The organism is Chryseobacterium viscerum (assembly GCF_002899945.2).
GTDB classification, from domain to species: Bacteria; Bacteroidota; Bacteroidia; order Flavobacteriales; family Weeksellaceae; genus Chryseobacterium; species Chryseobacterium viscerum.
The window spans coordinates 1-16,277 of record NZ_PPEG02000015.1; the positions used below are offsets into that span (position 1 = coordinate 1).

The following is a 16,277-nucleotide window of genomic DNA, read 5'->3' on the forward strand; positions in this document are numbered from 1 at the left end:
GCTTTCCCAGATTCATATTCTTTCAGAATATTGATAATCTGATGTTCTGAAAATTTGCTCTTTTTCATAATGTTTAACAAACTAAATTTAATAATTTTAATTGGTCTGAAAAACAGGGAAGTTTACCAAAACAGGGAAGTTTACCGTACCTCTCAATAATTTGACTCTTTGTCATCAATTCATCTTTTATTTGTTCCAATATAAAATCTATAATTTCTTTAGTATATATATTTTTTCTGAACTGCGGAAGTATTGAATTACTATTACCAGAATTTTTATTTCTCTTTATCCGTGAAGGAGGAGAGTAAAGAATTAAATACTGGCTATATATTCTGAAAAAATCATATTCAAGAAGTTTACTCCATTTCATAAGAACGTCTGTAGGTAAATCTTTCATAGTGTACATTAACTCTACTTCTTTTTCAGGGAGATTAAAAAAATTACAGATTCTGCCCATATCTATACTCTTTTCTTTAACATTTTGATCCAAAAGACTACCAATGTGAATATCTTTAAAGTTCTTCATATTTTTAAATGAATGTTATTTCTACTTAATAATCATATTTTACAATATACATAAATTAAGCAGATATAAGATTATATTTTTAATGAAAACTCTTAATTGACGCTAAACTTATCAACCTATTTGAATAACTGCGAAATATCTCTAAAGCTAATACTAATTGAAAAATTGTTATTTTGAAATCTTCTTCGATATATTTTCTTTATCATGAAATAATTTCTATATAGTTATGTAATTACCCACCCATTAACAATACAAAAAGTTCACAGAAGATTATTAAAAAAATAAATAAATAAATAAATAAATAAATAAATAAATAAATAAATAAATAAATAATGATTTATATCATATTATTCATACATTTGTTAATATTTCCATTGTTATTTATAAAATATTTAACTAAAATACAAAAACCATGAGAAAAACATTTTTATTAACATTAAGCTTATTAAGTAGCTTATATCTAGCCCAAGTTGGAATAAATACGACCACTCCTACTGCAACTCTTGATGTTAAAGCATTAACGACCTCCACAGCTTCTACCATTGCGGAGGGATTAATCGCTCCTCGATTATCAAGGTCAGACTTGATCTCTAAAGATGCGGCATACACTTCCTCACAAACAGGAACGTTAGTATATGTGCTAGATACCACAGGTACACTTACGATCAAAACAAATAATGTTACTACTCCTGGGTACTATTATTTTGATGGAACGATTTGGCAAAAAATAATTTCCACTATTCCCAACGATACTAATATATATAATACAGATGGTACAGTACAAAACAATCGTACTGTTGCCTTGACTGATAAAACATTATCTTTTACAGCAGGTACACCAAGTGTAAATCAATTTAGTATTGACGGTTCTACCTTTTCAGTAGATTCACAGAATGATAGAATAGGAATTGGGACGTCAGCACCTACTGCGAAATTAGATATTAATGGCAATTTGAGAATTAGAACCACAGCTAATTCTAATGGATCAACTAACGTTTCTACCTTAGTGAGAGACAATACAACAGGAGAGGTCAAAATTGCTGTTTCATCTACTGGGAATTCAACACCATTAAATTATATTGTTTACACAATTTCTAACGTTAATGGAGACTGGATTAACAATTATGATACAAAAATAAATAGCTCTGATTATACGATGACAGTAGTCGGAAGTAGCTTTAACAGTCCTCTAAATACTAATAATGTAGTAACACCTGCGACTTATGCACCCTCAAGTGTGTTTGCTTTTATTTCTGGTACTACATGGCGTTTAACAGCTGACTATCTAGCTACTTCTACCCAAACTGGAGTCAATGGAACTTGGACAATTTATTGCCTTGTTATTAATAATAGTATCCTTAAAACTCTTACACCGGTATCTCAAGACTTAGGAGGATCAAATACTGGGGCAGCAGCAGCAACTCCAGCTGGATTATAATTTTATTTATTTCATGAGCAAATAAGTGAATAAATTTTAAGAGTTTGACTTTCAAATAATGTGTCTTAGTAAGCAGATAAACTCTATTAGATAGTTTAAAGATTAATCGCTTTTAATTACATCCCTTTTTTATATATTTAAATTAATTAACATATTTACATGAAATTTATTATCTAAATCTAACATAATATAAATTTTTATCTTCCCTAAAGCCGAGAACTTTAGAATTTTAATTTCTAAAGTTTTCGGTTTTAGAATTTTTGATAATAGTTTTTAATAATGATCAGTTGTTAAATAACTTTTAATTAACAAATTAAATCCTAATGTTTTTTTTATTGCAGTATATGGACAAAAGATAAATTTAGATCTCATCATAGCCCCTATTACTAACATTAATACTCTACTTACAAAACTTCAGAAAAAATACAGTAACCTATTAGAAAAATAATGTCTTTCCTCAACTTGATATCTTTCATATTAATATTGAGAATAAAATTTTTTCATGCGTCAATTATTTATTCCAGAATACTGGAGCATATCTATATAACAGAAAATAATCATGATGGGCTACAGAAGAAACTGCTAATTACGAAGAAGTTTTATCTGCACTGAAAAAAATTAAAGATCAAGGAAATCTGGTTCTTGAAAATTTCATTTCTTCAATTTCCGGTAACTCAGAAAGAGCTTTCTTTATGGTAGATTTTTTTATACTATAAACTTACTAATGGAAGTCTTGCTTTTTTAAAAAAACATATAAAAGCCTAATCATTATTGAAATGATGATCCTTCAATTGGGACTCTGATATTATCTCAATAGCAGTTTTGTGTTGCGTAACATGGCCTTCATTGACAAGTTTTTTTAGTACTCGGCTTATCACTTCTCTTGATGTGCCCAGAGCTGATGCAATATCTTTATGGGTAATTTTTACAGGATTATATCCGGTAACAACAGCACGCTGATTGATATAATTAAGAACTCTGGTATCGAGTTTATGAAAAACAGCATCATTAACCATCGTCATCAACGCTGTAAAACGATCGTCGTACTCATTATAGAAAAAATTATTCATACCAGGAAAACTGTTTATTAGCCTAAGCAGGCTGGAAACGGGAATCAGGAGAGCTTTGGATGATTCTTCAGCGTATGCATAAACAGAGCTTATACAATTTTTAAATATAGAAGCAAAAGTCATAATACAGCTCTCACCAGGTTTTATATAATAGTATAAAAGCTCTCTTCCTTCGTTAAGAGTAAAGACTTTTATCGAACCCTTAATTAGGATAGGCACATACTGAATCCTCTGTCCCGGACTTACGATCTCCGTTTTAGATTTTATATCAGTAATTACACTGCATATTTCAAGTTCATGTATAAAGTCTAATCCAAGAAATCCAAATTTTTCAGTAATAAACTGGTTATTTATCATAAAATATTTTATTGCTTTTATTAATTACTTATTTTCAAAAGGTGAAAACAGGATGCAAATTTATTTTTAAAGAGTTCTTAAATTAGAATAAACTGATAAGATTTTTCTATTTCAAATATCGGTATATAAATAATTAAGAAATTTCTACACTATTCAAAGAGCCATTTTCCTATTCATCGAAAATCAAATCAATTCTCTTTCGTCATTAAATACCTTTAAATTTAAAAAAACAATGTTGACCCAAAATTTTAACATTATTAAAACAAAAACCGGAATTACAGAAAAAATAGAAGCTGCTGCAGGAACAATTGACAATTATTACCAACCGCTGCTTTTCATCGCAACAATAAAATCTATATGAAATTACCCCTTTTAAAGAAATATAGTGAAGGAATGAATAACTGTTTGGAAAAAAAACAGGCAAACTCCTATTCTACCCTAAAAACAACATTACTGAAAATCAATATCGTATCGCTAAAAACTTAAAATAAATTGTAATTGGTAACGTCCTAAAAAAATGATAGAGGATTAAACATGGCAACATTTATTCAACACTGCATATATTATTACAAGCAGTGATTTTTTAAGATTTTGGTATTAAACACTTCTGCTGTTGCATCTGTACAGGCTTTACTTAATGAATAGAAAATTGAGAACTTAACTTATTATAAATCAACATCAAATTTATGAGTTAAATTTTCTTGCCTTATAAGGTTTTGGACTACTGGTGATACTTCAAAGGATTTATTTATATCTAAAAACCATTTATAATCAACACAATAAAGCTATAAACCTCAACCAAATGATCAATAAACTTTGTTAGTCTTTCTTTTGTTAAAGCTTTTCCAAAGCTATCAAAGCAGATTGTGTTACCTGATCTGATACATCATACCGACAATTTAGCATTGAGTATTTCATATTAAAGTATTTTAAGACTAGTCATTCTTAAATGGGCTGTCTCAAAGGGAGACAGTCTTTTTTATATTTTATATTATTTTTTAATAACAGTTTCCTGATGAATTAGTCCTTGCTTATCAAATAATCTTAACACGTAACAACCTGTTGCATACTCCTGGAAACTTATACTTCCTGAATATTTCTTCCTGCCTGTAATATTTCTTCCTGCCATATCATAAACTTCATATTGGCTAATCTCTTGATCAGTCATGATGAAAAGGACATCTTTTACAGGATTTGGATAAATTTTTATACCGATGCCAGTTTGGGAATTGTCTGTTATATTTATACCTGAAGTTAAGATAAGAGTTCTTGAGTTAACACTTTCATTGAAACAGATATTCAAAGAAATAAGCTCAGTGATACTTTTTCCCACAAAGGTTGAAACATTTGCAGTGCTGATATATGATATACCATGTACAGTATATGTGCCCGCCGGGAGAGCAGTAAAGTCAGCAGTAGGACTTACAGCCTGAATTTTACCTGTTTCCGTATTTATCGCCGCAAATGTGTAGCTATAACCGGTAGGGACGGCTGAGGTTTCATATAGGCGTCCTGGTCCAGTAGAAGTAAGCGTATAGCTGGCGGCACTTGCCGGAGTCGAAAAGTTGGAAATAATAAAGTAATAATCTACCCCTTCGTTTAATGCCACGGCTTTTGTTGAACCTATATAGCTATAACTTAAACCGTTATAATAAGTGTTTGAAGTTAAAAAATTGTTTACTGAAGCTGGATTTCCTGAATGTACAGAAATAAGAAGAAATCCTGATGATTTGGAGAAAACGTATGATCCACTTTCCGTCACTCTGAATCTGAACAAATGACTTAATGAGCTGTTTACAGAATAAGGAGAAGTCATTGAAGAGTTGCTATATATAATTATGTTATTGGTACTAGTTCCTACATTATACATAATGGTTTTGGAAGTATACGAATAATCTGCTGGATCAGGAGCTGACATATTCAAATTACTTGATGTACTTCCAGCAATTGCTCTGACATCTGTTTTAGGTATAATATATGACTTATAAGCATTACAATCTGAGATTATCGTAAAATTATTATCAGATACATCAAAAAATTCTGCGTATGGATTAATGATTCCCACAACTTTTATTCTTGCCTTATTGGTAGAAGGAATATAAGGAATCATAACATTGGAGCTGCCACTATTTACAACATTCGATGCTAAAGTATAAGGAAATGTTAAGCCTCCATCAGCAGACAGTAATACATCAACATTGTTTTTAATGGTATTTGTGTTATTCACATCCCATGTTACCGTAATATTTGCATTCGATGCTACAGAAAAACCGTTTGCATTTGGATGAGTAACATTCAATGGTCCTGTATCATTAACCGTTACAATAATTTCATCAGAATCCAAACCTCCGTTTATAAAATTATTATCTCTTACCGTAAAACGAAATTTCATGGTTCTTGGCACTAAAGGAAGAGCCTCTCCATCATTGGTAGGTGGATTATTTTCATTGTTGAGGACAAACTGCATTTTTGGAAAATATCTTTCCTGAGTTGAGGAGCTTTGCTCAGACCGGAATAATGGAGCCGTAGTACTGTTTACTGCTGAATAGCCACCCGCTCCTACAATGGCAGAACCCAATGCTCCCTTATCGCTTAAAGTAGCTAAATCAGCCTGCTCCCAAGTATAAGAAATATTGTTGTCGCTTGGATCACTACCGATCCCTTTCAATTTAAATGGCGTATTTTTCGGAATGGTAATATCCACTCCGGCATTTGCAGAAGGAGCAAGATTATTACTATTCACCAAAGTATAACAAGTAACTGATGATTGCAGTGTAGCAAGAATCTGATCTAAGCTCTTTACGTTGAAATAACTTAAACGATTGTTACCTGTGTTGACTTGATCATAAGGTACTGAACAGTTGTTTCCATAACTCATTAAAGTTGATCCCGAGCCAGGTTCAATAGCCGATGCAGAGTTCCACCCGCTTGTACAGAATGTAGGATCGCCTGGGTTACCTCCAACAGCGTTATAGGTATGCCCAGCAGAAAATTGATGTCCAATTTCGTGGGCTATTACTCTTGCAATGCTTCCTTTTGGTACAGTTAAAGACCATTCACTCCATGCCCTTGCTTTTGAATTATTGATACAGGGTTTGGGACCAGCTGTTCCCTGTGCTGCTCCAATGCTTAAGATATTAAAAGTATGTCCTATATCATATTTATCATAAGGCAGTATCATATTGTTATTAAGTGTATTAAAACCAATCTGCGAGTTCCCCGCGTTGGCAAAATTAGGATCAACAGTGAATGGATCTGTAGTGCCATTAGTAAATATCAGTGATTTATTCGTGGTTTCTGCAATAAGACTGAACGTTACTGAAACTTCAGATTCATATATCTTATTAATAAGATTGATTATATTAACAACTTCTGCCAAAGCATCATCCGCATTTCCGTTAAAAGCCTGTGTAAATTCACCCGTAGCAGCTACTGCCATTCTGAATTTTCGGATCTGACTACCAAATGGAAAGTTTGGCATTGATTTAGATACTAGAGATTTTTTAGCCGTTTCAAATTCTTTGATAACGTCATTATTTTCTTCAACTCTGCAAATGAAACTTTCTCCAAAGCTTGAAGATGCATTATATATTCTATATGTACCAAGTGCTGTTTTGTAAGGTTCTATAAAAAAATATCCTGCATTAGTTTTAATAATAGCATTAAAATGATCTTTAAAAACAGATAATTTTAGAGAAGAACTTTTATCATCACTTACGCCGTCAAAAGTAAGAATACTTTCAAGTCTTTGAACTGTAAGATTGTTCTCATTTAAAGTAAACCTTATGTTTCTTCCATCTTCTGTAGGAAGATTAATGAAAATTGGTGTTATTTTTTCCTTTTGTAAGCGTTTTTTTTTGAACTGGCTTTCAAATCTCTCAAAATCGAAGCGGAAAACCCTTCCCGGCAGAGATTCACCTTTTGAAATATCCTGTGCTCTAAAATAGTTAAAAACTATTAATAAAATTAAAATCAATTTATATTTCATAGCTGATTGTTTTTACTGAAAATTCTTAGTTGAAGTCGATGATTGTATTAAAAATCATCATGTTATAATAGAAAACTATTGTTTAATTATTTAAATTTAAGTGTGGGAATTATAATAAACTATAGATGATCTTATCCAATAGTTTAAAAAAGATCTGGGGATTTAATATATTTCAGAGTATAACTGAGGTATATGACACAAAGCAGTTCATAGATTTGTTTTATAGACTTTGCAGATCACGAGAAGAATAATCTTGCTTCTCTTTTCAAGATTCTTTAGAATTTTTCAAATATTACTCTCTTACTAGAATTTTGTTGATCCTGTAATCTAAATTCCTGATCAAAGCAACAGATATTATCTTCCTGTGCAATTAGTGGCAATGCAATCAGCATACAACCATCTATCAATGTTTTTCTCATCTTTAAAATTGAAATTATTTAACTGTTTATATATTCAGACTCAAGCTGTAATTATGAGTTTTTACATTATGATATATCTGGTTAATCAAAACTTAAAAATTGATGATCATATATGCATTTAATTTATTCGTATAAAAACATTCTTGGTTTCCACTAAAAAGTTTTTATTCAATATCTTGTTAATTATCCTATCTCATTCTCAGAACAAACACACCTTGTTAAGATATTCTCAATGAATTCAAAATTTTAAAAATACAAAAACCAATACAACCAAACTATCTTTAAATAAATTTTAATTATAGCGACAAATAAAAGGAAATACCATAATAAAATAAAATATATAGATACTCTCGATCTACCTTTATAATAAAATTATGCTTTGAGATACATCATATTGTATATCTATGTAAAATTTATTCAATGGTATATTAATATAATTCGATGTGACAAAATATTGAGCAGATCATCAGTTAATGATTCATTTTTAAGGAGAATATATAATTTTATAGTATTTTTTTTTAAAGAATTTTAAAGTACTTCGATAATTAAAAAACCGCCAATTGAAATTTTAAATGCAAATGACGGTTTTTTGATGATCTGCTTTTTTTAAAGATGCAGAAAAAATCAGAAAGTTAAAAACTAAAAAAATACTATTTTAATAGATAGGTTAAATTACCTTCTATTTTTTTATAATTTTAACAGTTTTGAAAAAGTTATTTTTATCATCAATAAGTGAAAGTAAATAAACTCCCGAACGATAGATAGGCATATCTTTGTTTATAGCCCTTTCAATAGTTTCAAGCCTGCCGGTTGTACTGAATATTGATTTTCCATCTGCATCAGTAATATTAGCATGGTAGCTTTCTGATTCATTTTCTAATTTAATGTGAATTGATTCATTCTGCTCAACAGGATTAGGATAAACAGTTAATTGAGAATCTTTATTTTTCTGTTTAGCTAAAGACAGTGATAAATAAGGATATACCAAAATTTTATGTCCATCATATCCTACCGCATAAACGGCAGCGGCATTAGAAGGATAGTAAACTTTCGTAGTCTGGTTGGTTATATCTCCAGTCCCAGTAATAGATACGTAAATCAATTGATTATTTGCATTGAATGTTTCGTAGGCCACTACATTTTTCCATACACTGTGCTGTACGGTAAGGTAATTATTTCCTAAAGTAACACCCTGGCCCGTTTGACCGCTTACAAGAAGATGATCCCTAAAAGTTGCTACACTGCGAGACGAAATATAATGAATTACAGGTGAAACTGGGTTTTGATAGTTTTGACCCTGAATATCCGCAATAGTAGCATCAATCTGAGCTTGAGTAATCGTTAACTGGCCATTAGCATAATCAATAATAGATGTATTTATAGGTCTTAAAAATCCTGTTTTTGTAAAGAATCCGGTTAAATCTTCCTGTACTGCTGCACAGGTATTTTTAACAAAATTAAGAACAAGTTCTCCGTTTGAAACACCTGAAGCATTGAAATTTCTGGCTTTGTTTGCCACCGTACCAAACCAGTTTGCATAATCTATTCCTGTATAATTGGCTGGAGAAGTAAACGATAGAGTTGGTGCCTTTCGTGAAGCTCCTGCCAGTTGATAGTACAGCTCCAGCTGCCAGAAAGGAACCAGTACTTTAAAAGGATCTGAACTCACATTACCCTGTAAAGCCTCCTGATTTACGGTAGTATTTAAAAGGGCTCCGTTAATTCTGCCGCCTTTTACGCTTGTCATTCCTGGGGCTGGTACTTCAGATTCTCTTTCCAGACGTGACATACCATCGTTCTGTACATTCATATGATAATCTACCCATGTACTATGCATGTTATTAGTTACTTCTGTTGTGCCAATCCATTTAAGATCTGGTCTTATCTGATTTATATGTCCAAATTCATGAGCGATTCCCCATAAATCCAGTTTTTTGGGATCAGCAATTTTTGACTGTCCCCAACCAGAATCAAAAGTAACCCCCAAATCAGAAGCATTCCAACCTTGTCCATTATTATTACTGTAGGCAAACATACGGTTTTTAGGAACTAAATTGTATTTATAAAGTCCCATCACAAGCCATTCATTTTTTACGACAAGATCATACTTTGAAATAAGCTCACCAGGATTTAAAGCGCTGCCATTTTTCAGAACACTTTTTTGATAAACCAAATGAGAATGCTGCCCTATGACATCCATCATAGGATATGCTGAGTTTGAAAGGTTCGACATCCAGTCACTTTGGGTGGATGTCTGATAGTGATAAAATCCATTTACCTTACCGGAAACAATATTAACCTTGATGTCTGGCAACGCTGAATCTGTATTGTAATAACTGATATATCCTAAACCTCCATTGGTAAGCTGAAATACATTCAATCCATTTTGGAGCTGGTAATAGGAAGTAATGCCATCACGACTTGCAGAAAAATCTTTTACCTGCAACGAAGCAGTAACATCAGATGATATATTTTGAACAAACATAGCCACCTTATCTCCTTGTGCAAACACAATTCCTGTAGGGTTTTCAAAAGAATTATAACCACCTCCTATTTTAAGATTAGACGTAGTCACACTAACGGGTGGATAAACCTTATAGTCCTGAACTCTATATTTCTTTACATAAGTTCCATTGAACAGGCATTGTGCCAAATCTTTATAGAAAGGAGACGAGATTGCATTTATATCCGCCTGTGTAACGGAAGGCTGTAATGCTGAATAAACACTGTTGGCAAAGACATTACTATATGGGGTAGCTACTAAAGAATTTGTTTTGTAAAAGCCCATTTCAGCACAGCTGGCAAAATTTCCCGCACCATTATTTACTGTAATTCTTACATTTAAGGGAGTAATCTGATTAGAGAAATAAACTTTTACAGGCGCATTAGAATTTTGAAAATCAAAGGACATTAGGGTAACAAATGCACTATTGGATGTTGTATTATAACTAATGGTTACATTTCCAAAAATACCGTTATTACCACTGATTCTCGGTACGTATTTCAAATAATCAATAGGAGTAACACCGTCTAGTCTGTAATTTAAAACTACCGGAAAAGAAGTATTGCTATATGAAGAGTGATAAAGCGTGTTTACATCGTTGTCATAAGATTTATCTATTCCTTCACCAGACTGAAAAGAAGATGCAATGGTTCCTGAGGGTATAATGGTTGCTTTTAAATCATTACTGTCATTTATACTGAGTTCTGATGTATTAGTGGTACAGTCTGCTCCATCAGCAATTGCAGGTTGTACTTCAGAAAAGAATTTCATTTCTGCTCCACTAGAGAAATTTCCGACTCCCGCGTTTACAGAAATTTTAATACAATTAGGATTCTGTATAGCAGTTGGAAAAATAATTTCTTTATCTATGCCGTCTGCTGCCCATACAATATTATTACCTAATGAGATGAAAGTATTAGGTGCTGCTTGCGTGCTGTAAGAAACGCTTACATTCGTCCAGATTCCGTTTGTACCTCCCGCTTGTCTAGGAGTGTAAACTAATTTCTTAATACGGGTAACATTGGATGTAAAATAAAACTTCAGTTCATCTGGAATACCGGTTTGAGACCATAAGGAATGATACATAGTATTATTATCCCCATCAATAATCTTATCAATCTCTTCACCCGATTGTGCAGGCTGTAAAGATAAACATGAGTATACGGGAACCTGAATAAGTTGTGAAAAACCTTTCAGTCCGGATAATAGACATAAAAGCCATAAAATTTTTTTCATAAGATATTTTATTTAAAAGTTTAACCTTACACAGTGAGTTGTAAATATAAAAATGATGATCATTTTTAATATAATGACTTCATACTGGCTTATTGGTTTTAAAATAGATTTTTAATTTACAATCGTCACATTACGCCGCTCTAGGAAGAAAAGAACATGAATGCGGTATGTTTTTTTGCCTTATTGACCTAATATATTTTATCAATTTAAAGTTGTTTTAAAAGTAAAATGCAGAAGAAAAACAATGAAAATGTGGGAAAATCAATTGTGTGTTTAGAATCAATCAATGAAATATATTATCTGATAATCTTATCATTTTTCTTCTTGCATTTTTTGAAATTTTATTTTTTTAATGAAAATAATAATTTGCCGAATTTTCGAAAAAATAAACTTTTCTGAAAAAACTTTATAAAGCTGTAATCAAAATATCGTATTTGAAAACAGAATTCGTTTAGCTTTAAAATATTGACAAGTAAATTTATACTACATTTTGAAACAAAAATTATTTTATTAATTTTTTATCTACGAATTTGTTTACAGTAAAAATTAAAAACTCTATTGAGTTTTATCTGTGTTGCAATCATATTGGTAAGATATTCGACGTTCCGTACAAAAGAAATCTTTGGAAGATCTCTCGAATTACCTATACCAATCCTATGGATTTATTCTTATTTATAGACAGACTCCTTTAACAGCGCTTATCCGATATTATTTGGAGGATATAATCTTTATTAATTTCCATTCATTTGAGCCTTAACCTAATAAAGCAAAATAAAATAATTGCTAGAACACAATAAAAAAACACCCTCAATCTACCCGAAAAAAAAACACTAAAAATCAATACTTTAGAAAAGAAAATTCAAGAACAGATTATTGACAAAATGATTTTGTTCAGTCCATAATTCATCAGAAGGTTTTACATATAACTAGCTTTATTTCTATTATAATTTATTTTCAGTCCTCATTAAATTCTAAAATTACCTGATCAAAAACGCTACCGGCAAAGTTTGTTGAAGATCCTGACAAATCATTCCATTGTCTTGAAGCACTCCCTGCAGTGTTGTAAATGTGACAAGATCCCTCTGTTCCTCCACCGTTATTGGGCTCACCACTTGCAAAAAAACTCTGAGGAGTTGAGTTGGGTGATGTGGTCCAGTCAATCGTCCAGTCTTCTCCGGTAATCCATGTAAATTCTGTAGAATTTCCAGGATAGGCAACCTTATTATAGCCAATCCAAATGTTATTATTCAGAGTATATCCAGTTAAGATATTGGTATTCACGAATGTTCTTTCTGCGTTGGAAGTCATGGTAACTACATACCCTCCAACCTGCTTTGCAAAAGAAAATGTATCGTAAAAATTTTTACCTCCTCCAAGTTGGTAAGCACAGTAGGTATGACCGTTTGCTCCAATTCCCGACCATTTTTTACATCCTTTTTCAGAAACACTTACTCCTCCGAATATTGCCGGGACGGCTCTTTGGGATGCCTTAACCGGAATATATCCTAAAATAGAGGTACTGAAACCAAAAGAACCTGATGAACCTATATTTCCGGAAGTAAGCAATGTTACTACCCAGGTTGTTCCCGAAGTAAGTCCTGTATTTTTAATCACGACATAGTAACCAGCTGGAATCGTTAAACTTGCTTGTGCGGTTGCAACATTAGACACATCAATTCTCTCTGAACCCTCAGGTGTGATGGTAACGTCAAAAGCACTTCCGTTTCTGATTTCATAAATTCTGCCTCCGAAAGTCGCAGGCGATGCAACTGCAGCAGGAAGAGACCATGCTGCGGCGGCTGTCCCCCTATAATCCAGATATTCATCCGTTTCTAAAAAACTATACGAAATAGCCGCAGTCTGCTTATAAGGTGTCGCAAAAGATCCTCTTACATCCAATGTGCTTCCCGGATCAACAGTGTTGATACCTACCTGGCTTTTGGCTAATAAAAAACTAAATAATACAAAAGCTAGTGTGATAATTTTATTTTTCATTTATTTATGTTTTTAATCTTCGTTAAATTCTAAAATCACCTGATCAAAATTATTTGAATTCTGAGAGGTGCTGCTTCCATTCAGATCATTCCATTGTCTTGTGCTGTTTGAAACTGTTGCCCAGATATGGCAGGAACCCTCTACCCCACCTGAATTACTAGGTTCACCACTTGAAAAAAAGCTCTGTGGAGTTGAGTTGGGTGATGTGGTCCAGTCAATCGTCCAGTCTTCTCCGGTAATCCATGTAAATTCTGTAGAATTTCCGGGATATGCAACCTTATTATAACCAATCCAAATGTTATTATTCAGAGTATATCCAGTTAGAATATTGGTATTAACGAATGTTCTTTCTGCGTTGGAAGTCATGGTAACAACATACCCTCCAACCTGCTTTGCAAAAGAAAATGTATCGTAAAAATTTTTACCTCCTCCAAGTTGGTAAGCACAGTAGGTATGACCATTTGCTCCAATTCCCGACCATTTTTTACATCCTTTTTCAGAAACACTTACTCCTCCGAATGTTACCGGGACGGCTCTTTGGGATGCCTTAACCGGAATATATCCTAAAATAGAGGTACTGAAACCAAAAGAACCTGATGAACCTATATTTCCGGAAGTAAGCAATGTTACCACCCAGGTTGTTCCCGAAGTGAGTCCTGTGTTTTTTATTGTTGAGTAATATCCAGCTGGAATTGTAAAGCTTGGTTGACTCAGCGCTGTCGTAGATACATCTATACTTTCTGCACCACTAGAATTGACGGTAATATCAAAATTACTCCCATTTCTTATTTCATAAATTCTGCCTCCAAATGTTGCCGGAGCTGCCAAAGCGGCAGGAAGCGTCCAAAAAGCCGCTGCAGAACCTCTGTAGTCCAAGTACTGATCTGTGTTTAGCATTGAGTAAGTGGATGCGGATATACTTTTATAAGGAGTAGCAAAAGAACCTCTGACATCGAGTGTACTTCCAGGGTTACTTGTATTTATTCCAACCTGTGCCTTAAGGCTAAAGATGACACCGGTACAAAGTAAAATAATAAATTTATTTTTCATTTTAATTCTATTTAGGCTTATTAAACTGTTTATTATCTTTAATTTATAATCAGGATGATCCAGAAAAAAAGATATGACTAAAATTAATAAATCCGCAAAACAATATTAATCTTCATATTATTTTTGGGTGAGAAATCAACACTTATTAATCTTTATCATTTGTAAGTTATCTTTCCAAAAGCAAATAAAAAAAATTGTAGAAACCGGACAAAAAAAATAGATACTCTCAATCTACCCTAAATTAAAAAAAACTAAAAATCAGAGTATTGACGAAATAAAATTAAGTAATTCTCCATGATTATTTATTGATAAAATGCTTCCAGCCAAATATATAAATCATCAGAAGACTTTATATTTAACTTTTTTCTAACACTGTGTTTTTTATTCTGTATTGTCTTAGGAGATAGAAAGAGAATTTCAGCAATCTCTTTTGTTGTAAAATTGAGATAAACATATGCCAAAAGATGAAGTTCATTTTTTTGCATTTTTGAATTAATTTCTAAAATATTCTTGAAGAAATTAGGATAGAGATTTTGAAATTGAATGATAAAATTAGGATCTCTGTCTTTTGCTAGATTGTACAAATTTTCAAAAACAATAGCTGAAGAGGGGGCTTTATATAAGGACTGAATATTGCTATTTTCCGAAATAGATTTTTCTTTGGAAAAGAATATTTTTTCATTTCTTCTTTTACGATAAATTACAAATAGTACGGTTCCTGATAAGATAAAAGCCCAAGAATAAGCGATCCTATTAAAAGTACGTTTGTCCTCTTTTTCAGATAATTCTTTCTCTAAGGATTCTATGGTAATTTGTGTACTTTTAGCCTGAGCATCTTTATAGGATTCATTAAACTTTTTATACACTCCTAAAACGTTTTTTTGATTTTCAATATCTCCTGTTTTTCTGTATGACTCTGCCAGTAAATCATAAACTTCTAAAAGATACTGTCGGTTTTTTCCGTTAGATGAATAGGATAATGACTTTTTCAAAAATTTTATTACTTCCTTATTTCTATTATATTTTGAATATAAACTTGCATAACGGAGATATAATACAGCCCAACGATAAGAGCTTACCTGTTTACTTTTTTTTAAAATAATATCTGCTTTATCCAAATAAAATTTAGCAGAATCCAGATGATTATTCTTCTTTGTATAACACCCTGCAATGCCACAGTAAGAACCTGGATTCTCATACAAAGAAGCCGATTTATGAAAATAGTATATGGCAGAATCCGATCCTGTATCAATTAAAGCTCCTGCTCGGGAGTTGTATAAATAGCTTAAAAACTTTTTTTTATAATGACTACTTTTAATTGTTTCACCATACTTTATAGCTTTGGAATTATATCTCTTACTAATATCAAATACTCCCAATGTATAATAAACCTGTGCAAACTCAGAGTATATTTTTGCATAAGTTTCCGGATCAGTAGAAATCTGATCAGCGATTTTCTTTGCTAGATTAAGATGTCTTAGACTTAGATCTGGTTTAGCTAAATTATAATACTGTGTAGCCAGATTAATATTTCCCCATATAACTCCCTTTTGATAACCTTTCTTCTCAGCTGTTTTAAGCATTTTCATGTTCCAGCGAATAATTTGCTGACGGGGAATATTTTGGATAAACATCTTGGTGGGCTGTAAAATAATTAGAGAATCGAAACGGAAATTGAACTCCTGAGAGTGTATC

The 16,277-nt window shown here is 32.2% G+C and carries 8 protein-coding genes; 1 reads left to right on the top strand and 7 read right to left on the bottom strand.

Annotated features, from left to right (window positions below; translation table 11 throughout):
* Positions 1 to 73 precede the first annotated feature (73 nt).
* Complete coding sequence (locus tag C1634_RS24905; RefSeq protein ID WP_109739329.1) at positions 74 to 526, bottom strand: transposase; 453 nt, start codon at positions 524 to 526, stop codon at positions 74 to 76.
* 412 nt (positions 527 to 938) lie between these two features.
* Here C1634_RS24905 and C1634_RS24910 point away from each other — a divergent pair, with 412 nt between their 5' ends.
* A complete protein-coding gene (locus C1634_RS24910) occupies positions 939 to 1,964 on the top strand; it encodes a hypothetical protein (protein WP_103235616.1) in 1,026 nt (341 codons plus the stop codon).
* A 761-nt stretch (positions 1,965 to 2,725) separates the two neighbouring features.
* Here C1634_RS24910 and C1634_RS24915 read toward each other — a convergent pair.
* From C1634_RS24915 to C1634_RS24940, 6 genes are all read right to left on the bottom strand, one after another.
* Complete coding sequence (locus C1634_RS24915) at positions 2,726 to 3,391, bottom strand: Crp/Fnr family transcriptional regulator (protein ID WP_103232788.1); 666 nt, start codon at positions 3,389 to 3,391, stop codon at positions 2,726 to 2,728.
* 991 nt (positions 3,392 to 4,382) lie between these two features.
* Positions 4,383 to 7,379 (bottom strand): zinc-dependent metalloprotease, encoded by a 2,997-nt coding sequence (locus C1634_RS24920; protein ID WP_103234275.1) that lies wholly within the window; start codon positions 7,377 to 7,379, stop codon positions 4,383 to 4,385.
* Between the two features lie 1,098 nt (positions 7,380 to 8,477).
* The gene (locus C1634_RS24925) at positions 8,478 to 11,537 is read right to left on the bottom strand and encodes a M60 family metallopeptidase (RefSeq protein WP_109739330.1); all 3,060 of its coding nucleotides are present in this window, start codon (positions 11,535 to 11,537) and stop codon (positions 8,478 to 8,480) included.
* Between the two features lie 954 nt (positions 11,538 to 12,491).
* A complete protein-coding gene (locus C1634_RS24930) occupies positions 12,492 to 13,532 on the bottom strand; it encodes a C-type lectin domain-containing protein (RefSeq protein ID WP_109739331.1) in 1,041 nt (346 codons plus the stop codon).
* A 12-nt stretch (positions 13,533 to 13,544) separates the two neighbouring features.
* Positions 13,545 to 14,582, bottom strand: coding sequence for a C-type lectin domain-containing protein (locus tag C1634_RS24935; RefSeq protein WP_109739332.1), 1,038 nt, complete (start codon positions 14,580 to 14,582; stop codon positions 13,545 to 13,547).
* A 302-nt stretch (positions 14,583 to 14,884) separates the two neighbouring features.
* Positions 14,885 to 16,171: a tetratricopeptide repeat protein gene (locus C1634_RS24940; protein ID WP_228410164.1), complete on the bottom strand. Its 1,287-nt coding sequence runs from the start codon at positions 16,169 to 16,171 to the stop codon at positions 14,885 to 14,887.
* Positions 16,172 to 16,277: the final 106 nt, after the last annotated feature.

Bases quoted from the DNA above. Each gene is read 5' to 3' on its own strand.
- C1634_RS24905 (WP_109739329.1), bottom strand. From the start codon at position 526: ATGAAGAACTTTAAAGATATTCACATTGGTAGTCTTTTGGATCAAAAT.
- C1634_RS24910 (WP_103235616.1), top strand. From the start codon at position 939: ATGAGAAAAACATTTTTATTAACATTAAGCTTATTAAGTAGCTTATAT.
- C1634_RS24915 (WP_103232788.1), bottom strand. From the start codon at position 3,391: ATGATAAATAACCAGTTTATTACTGAAAAATTTGGATTTCTTGGATTA.
- C1634_RS24920 (WP_103234275.1), bottom strand. From the start codon at position 7,379: ATGAAATATAAATTGATTTTAATTTTATTAATAGTTTTTAACTATTTT.
- C1634_RS24925 (WP_109739330.1), bottom strand. From the start codon at position 11,537: ATGAAAAAAATTTTATGGCTTTTATGTCTATTATCCGGACTGAAAGGT.
- C1634_RS24930 (WP_109739331.1), bottom strand. From the start codon at position 13,532: ATGAAAAATAAAATTATCACACTAGCTTTTGTATTATTTAGTTTTTTA.
- C1634_RS24935 (WP_109739332.1), bottom strand. From the start codon at position 14,582: ATGAAAAATAAATTTATTATTTTACTTTGTACCGGTGTCATCTTTAGC.
- C1634_RS24940 (WP_228410164.1), bottom strand. From the start codon at position 16,171: ATGAAAATGCTTAAAACAGCTGAGAAGAAAGGTTATCAAAAGGGAGTT.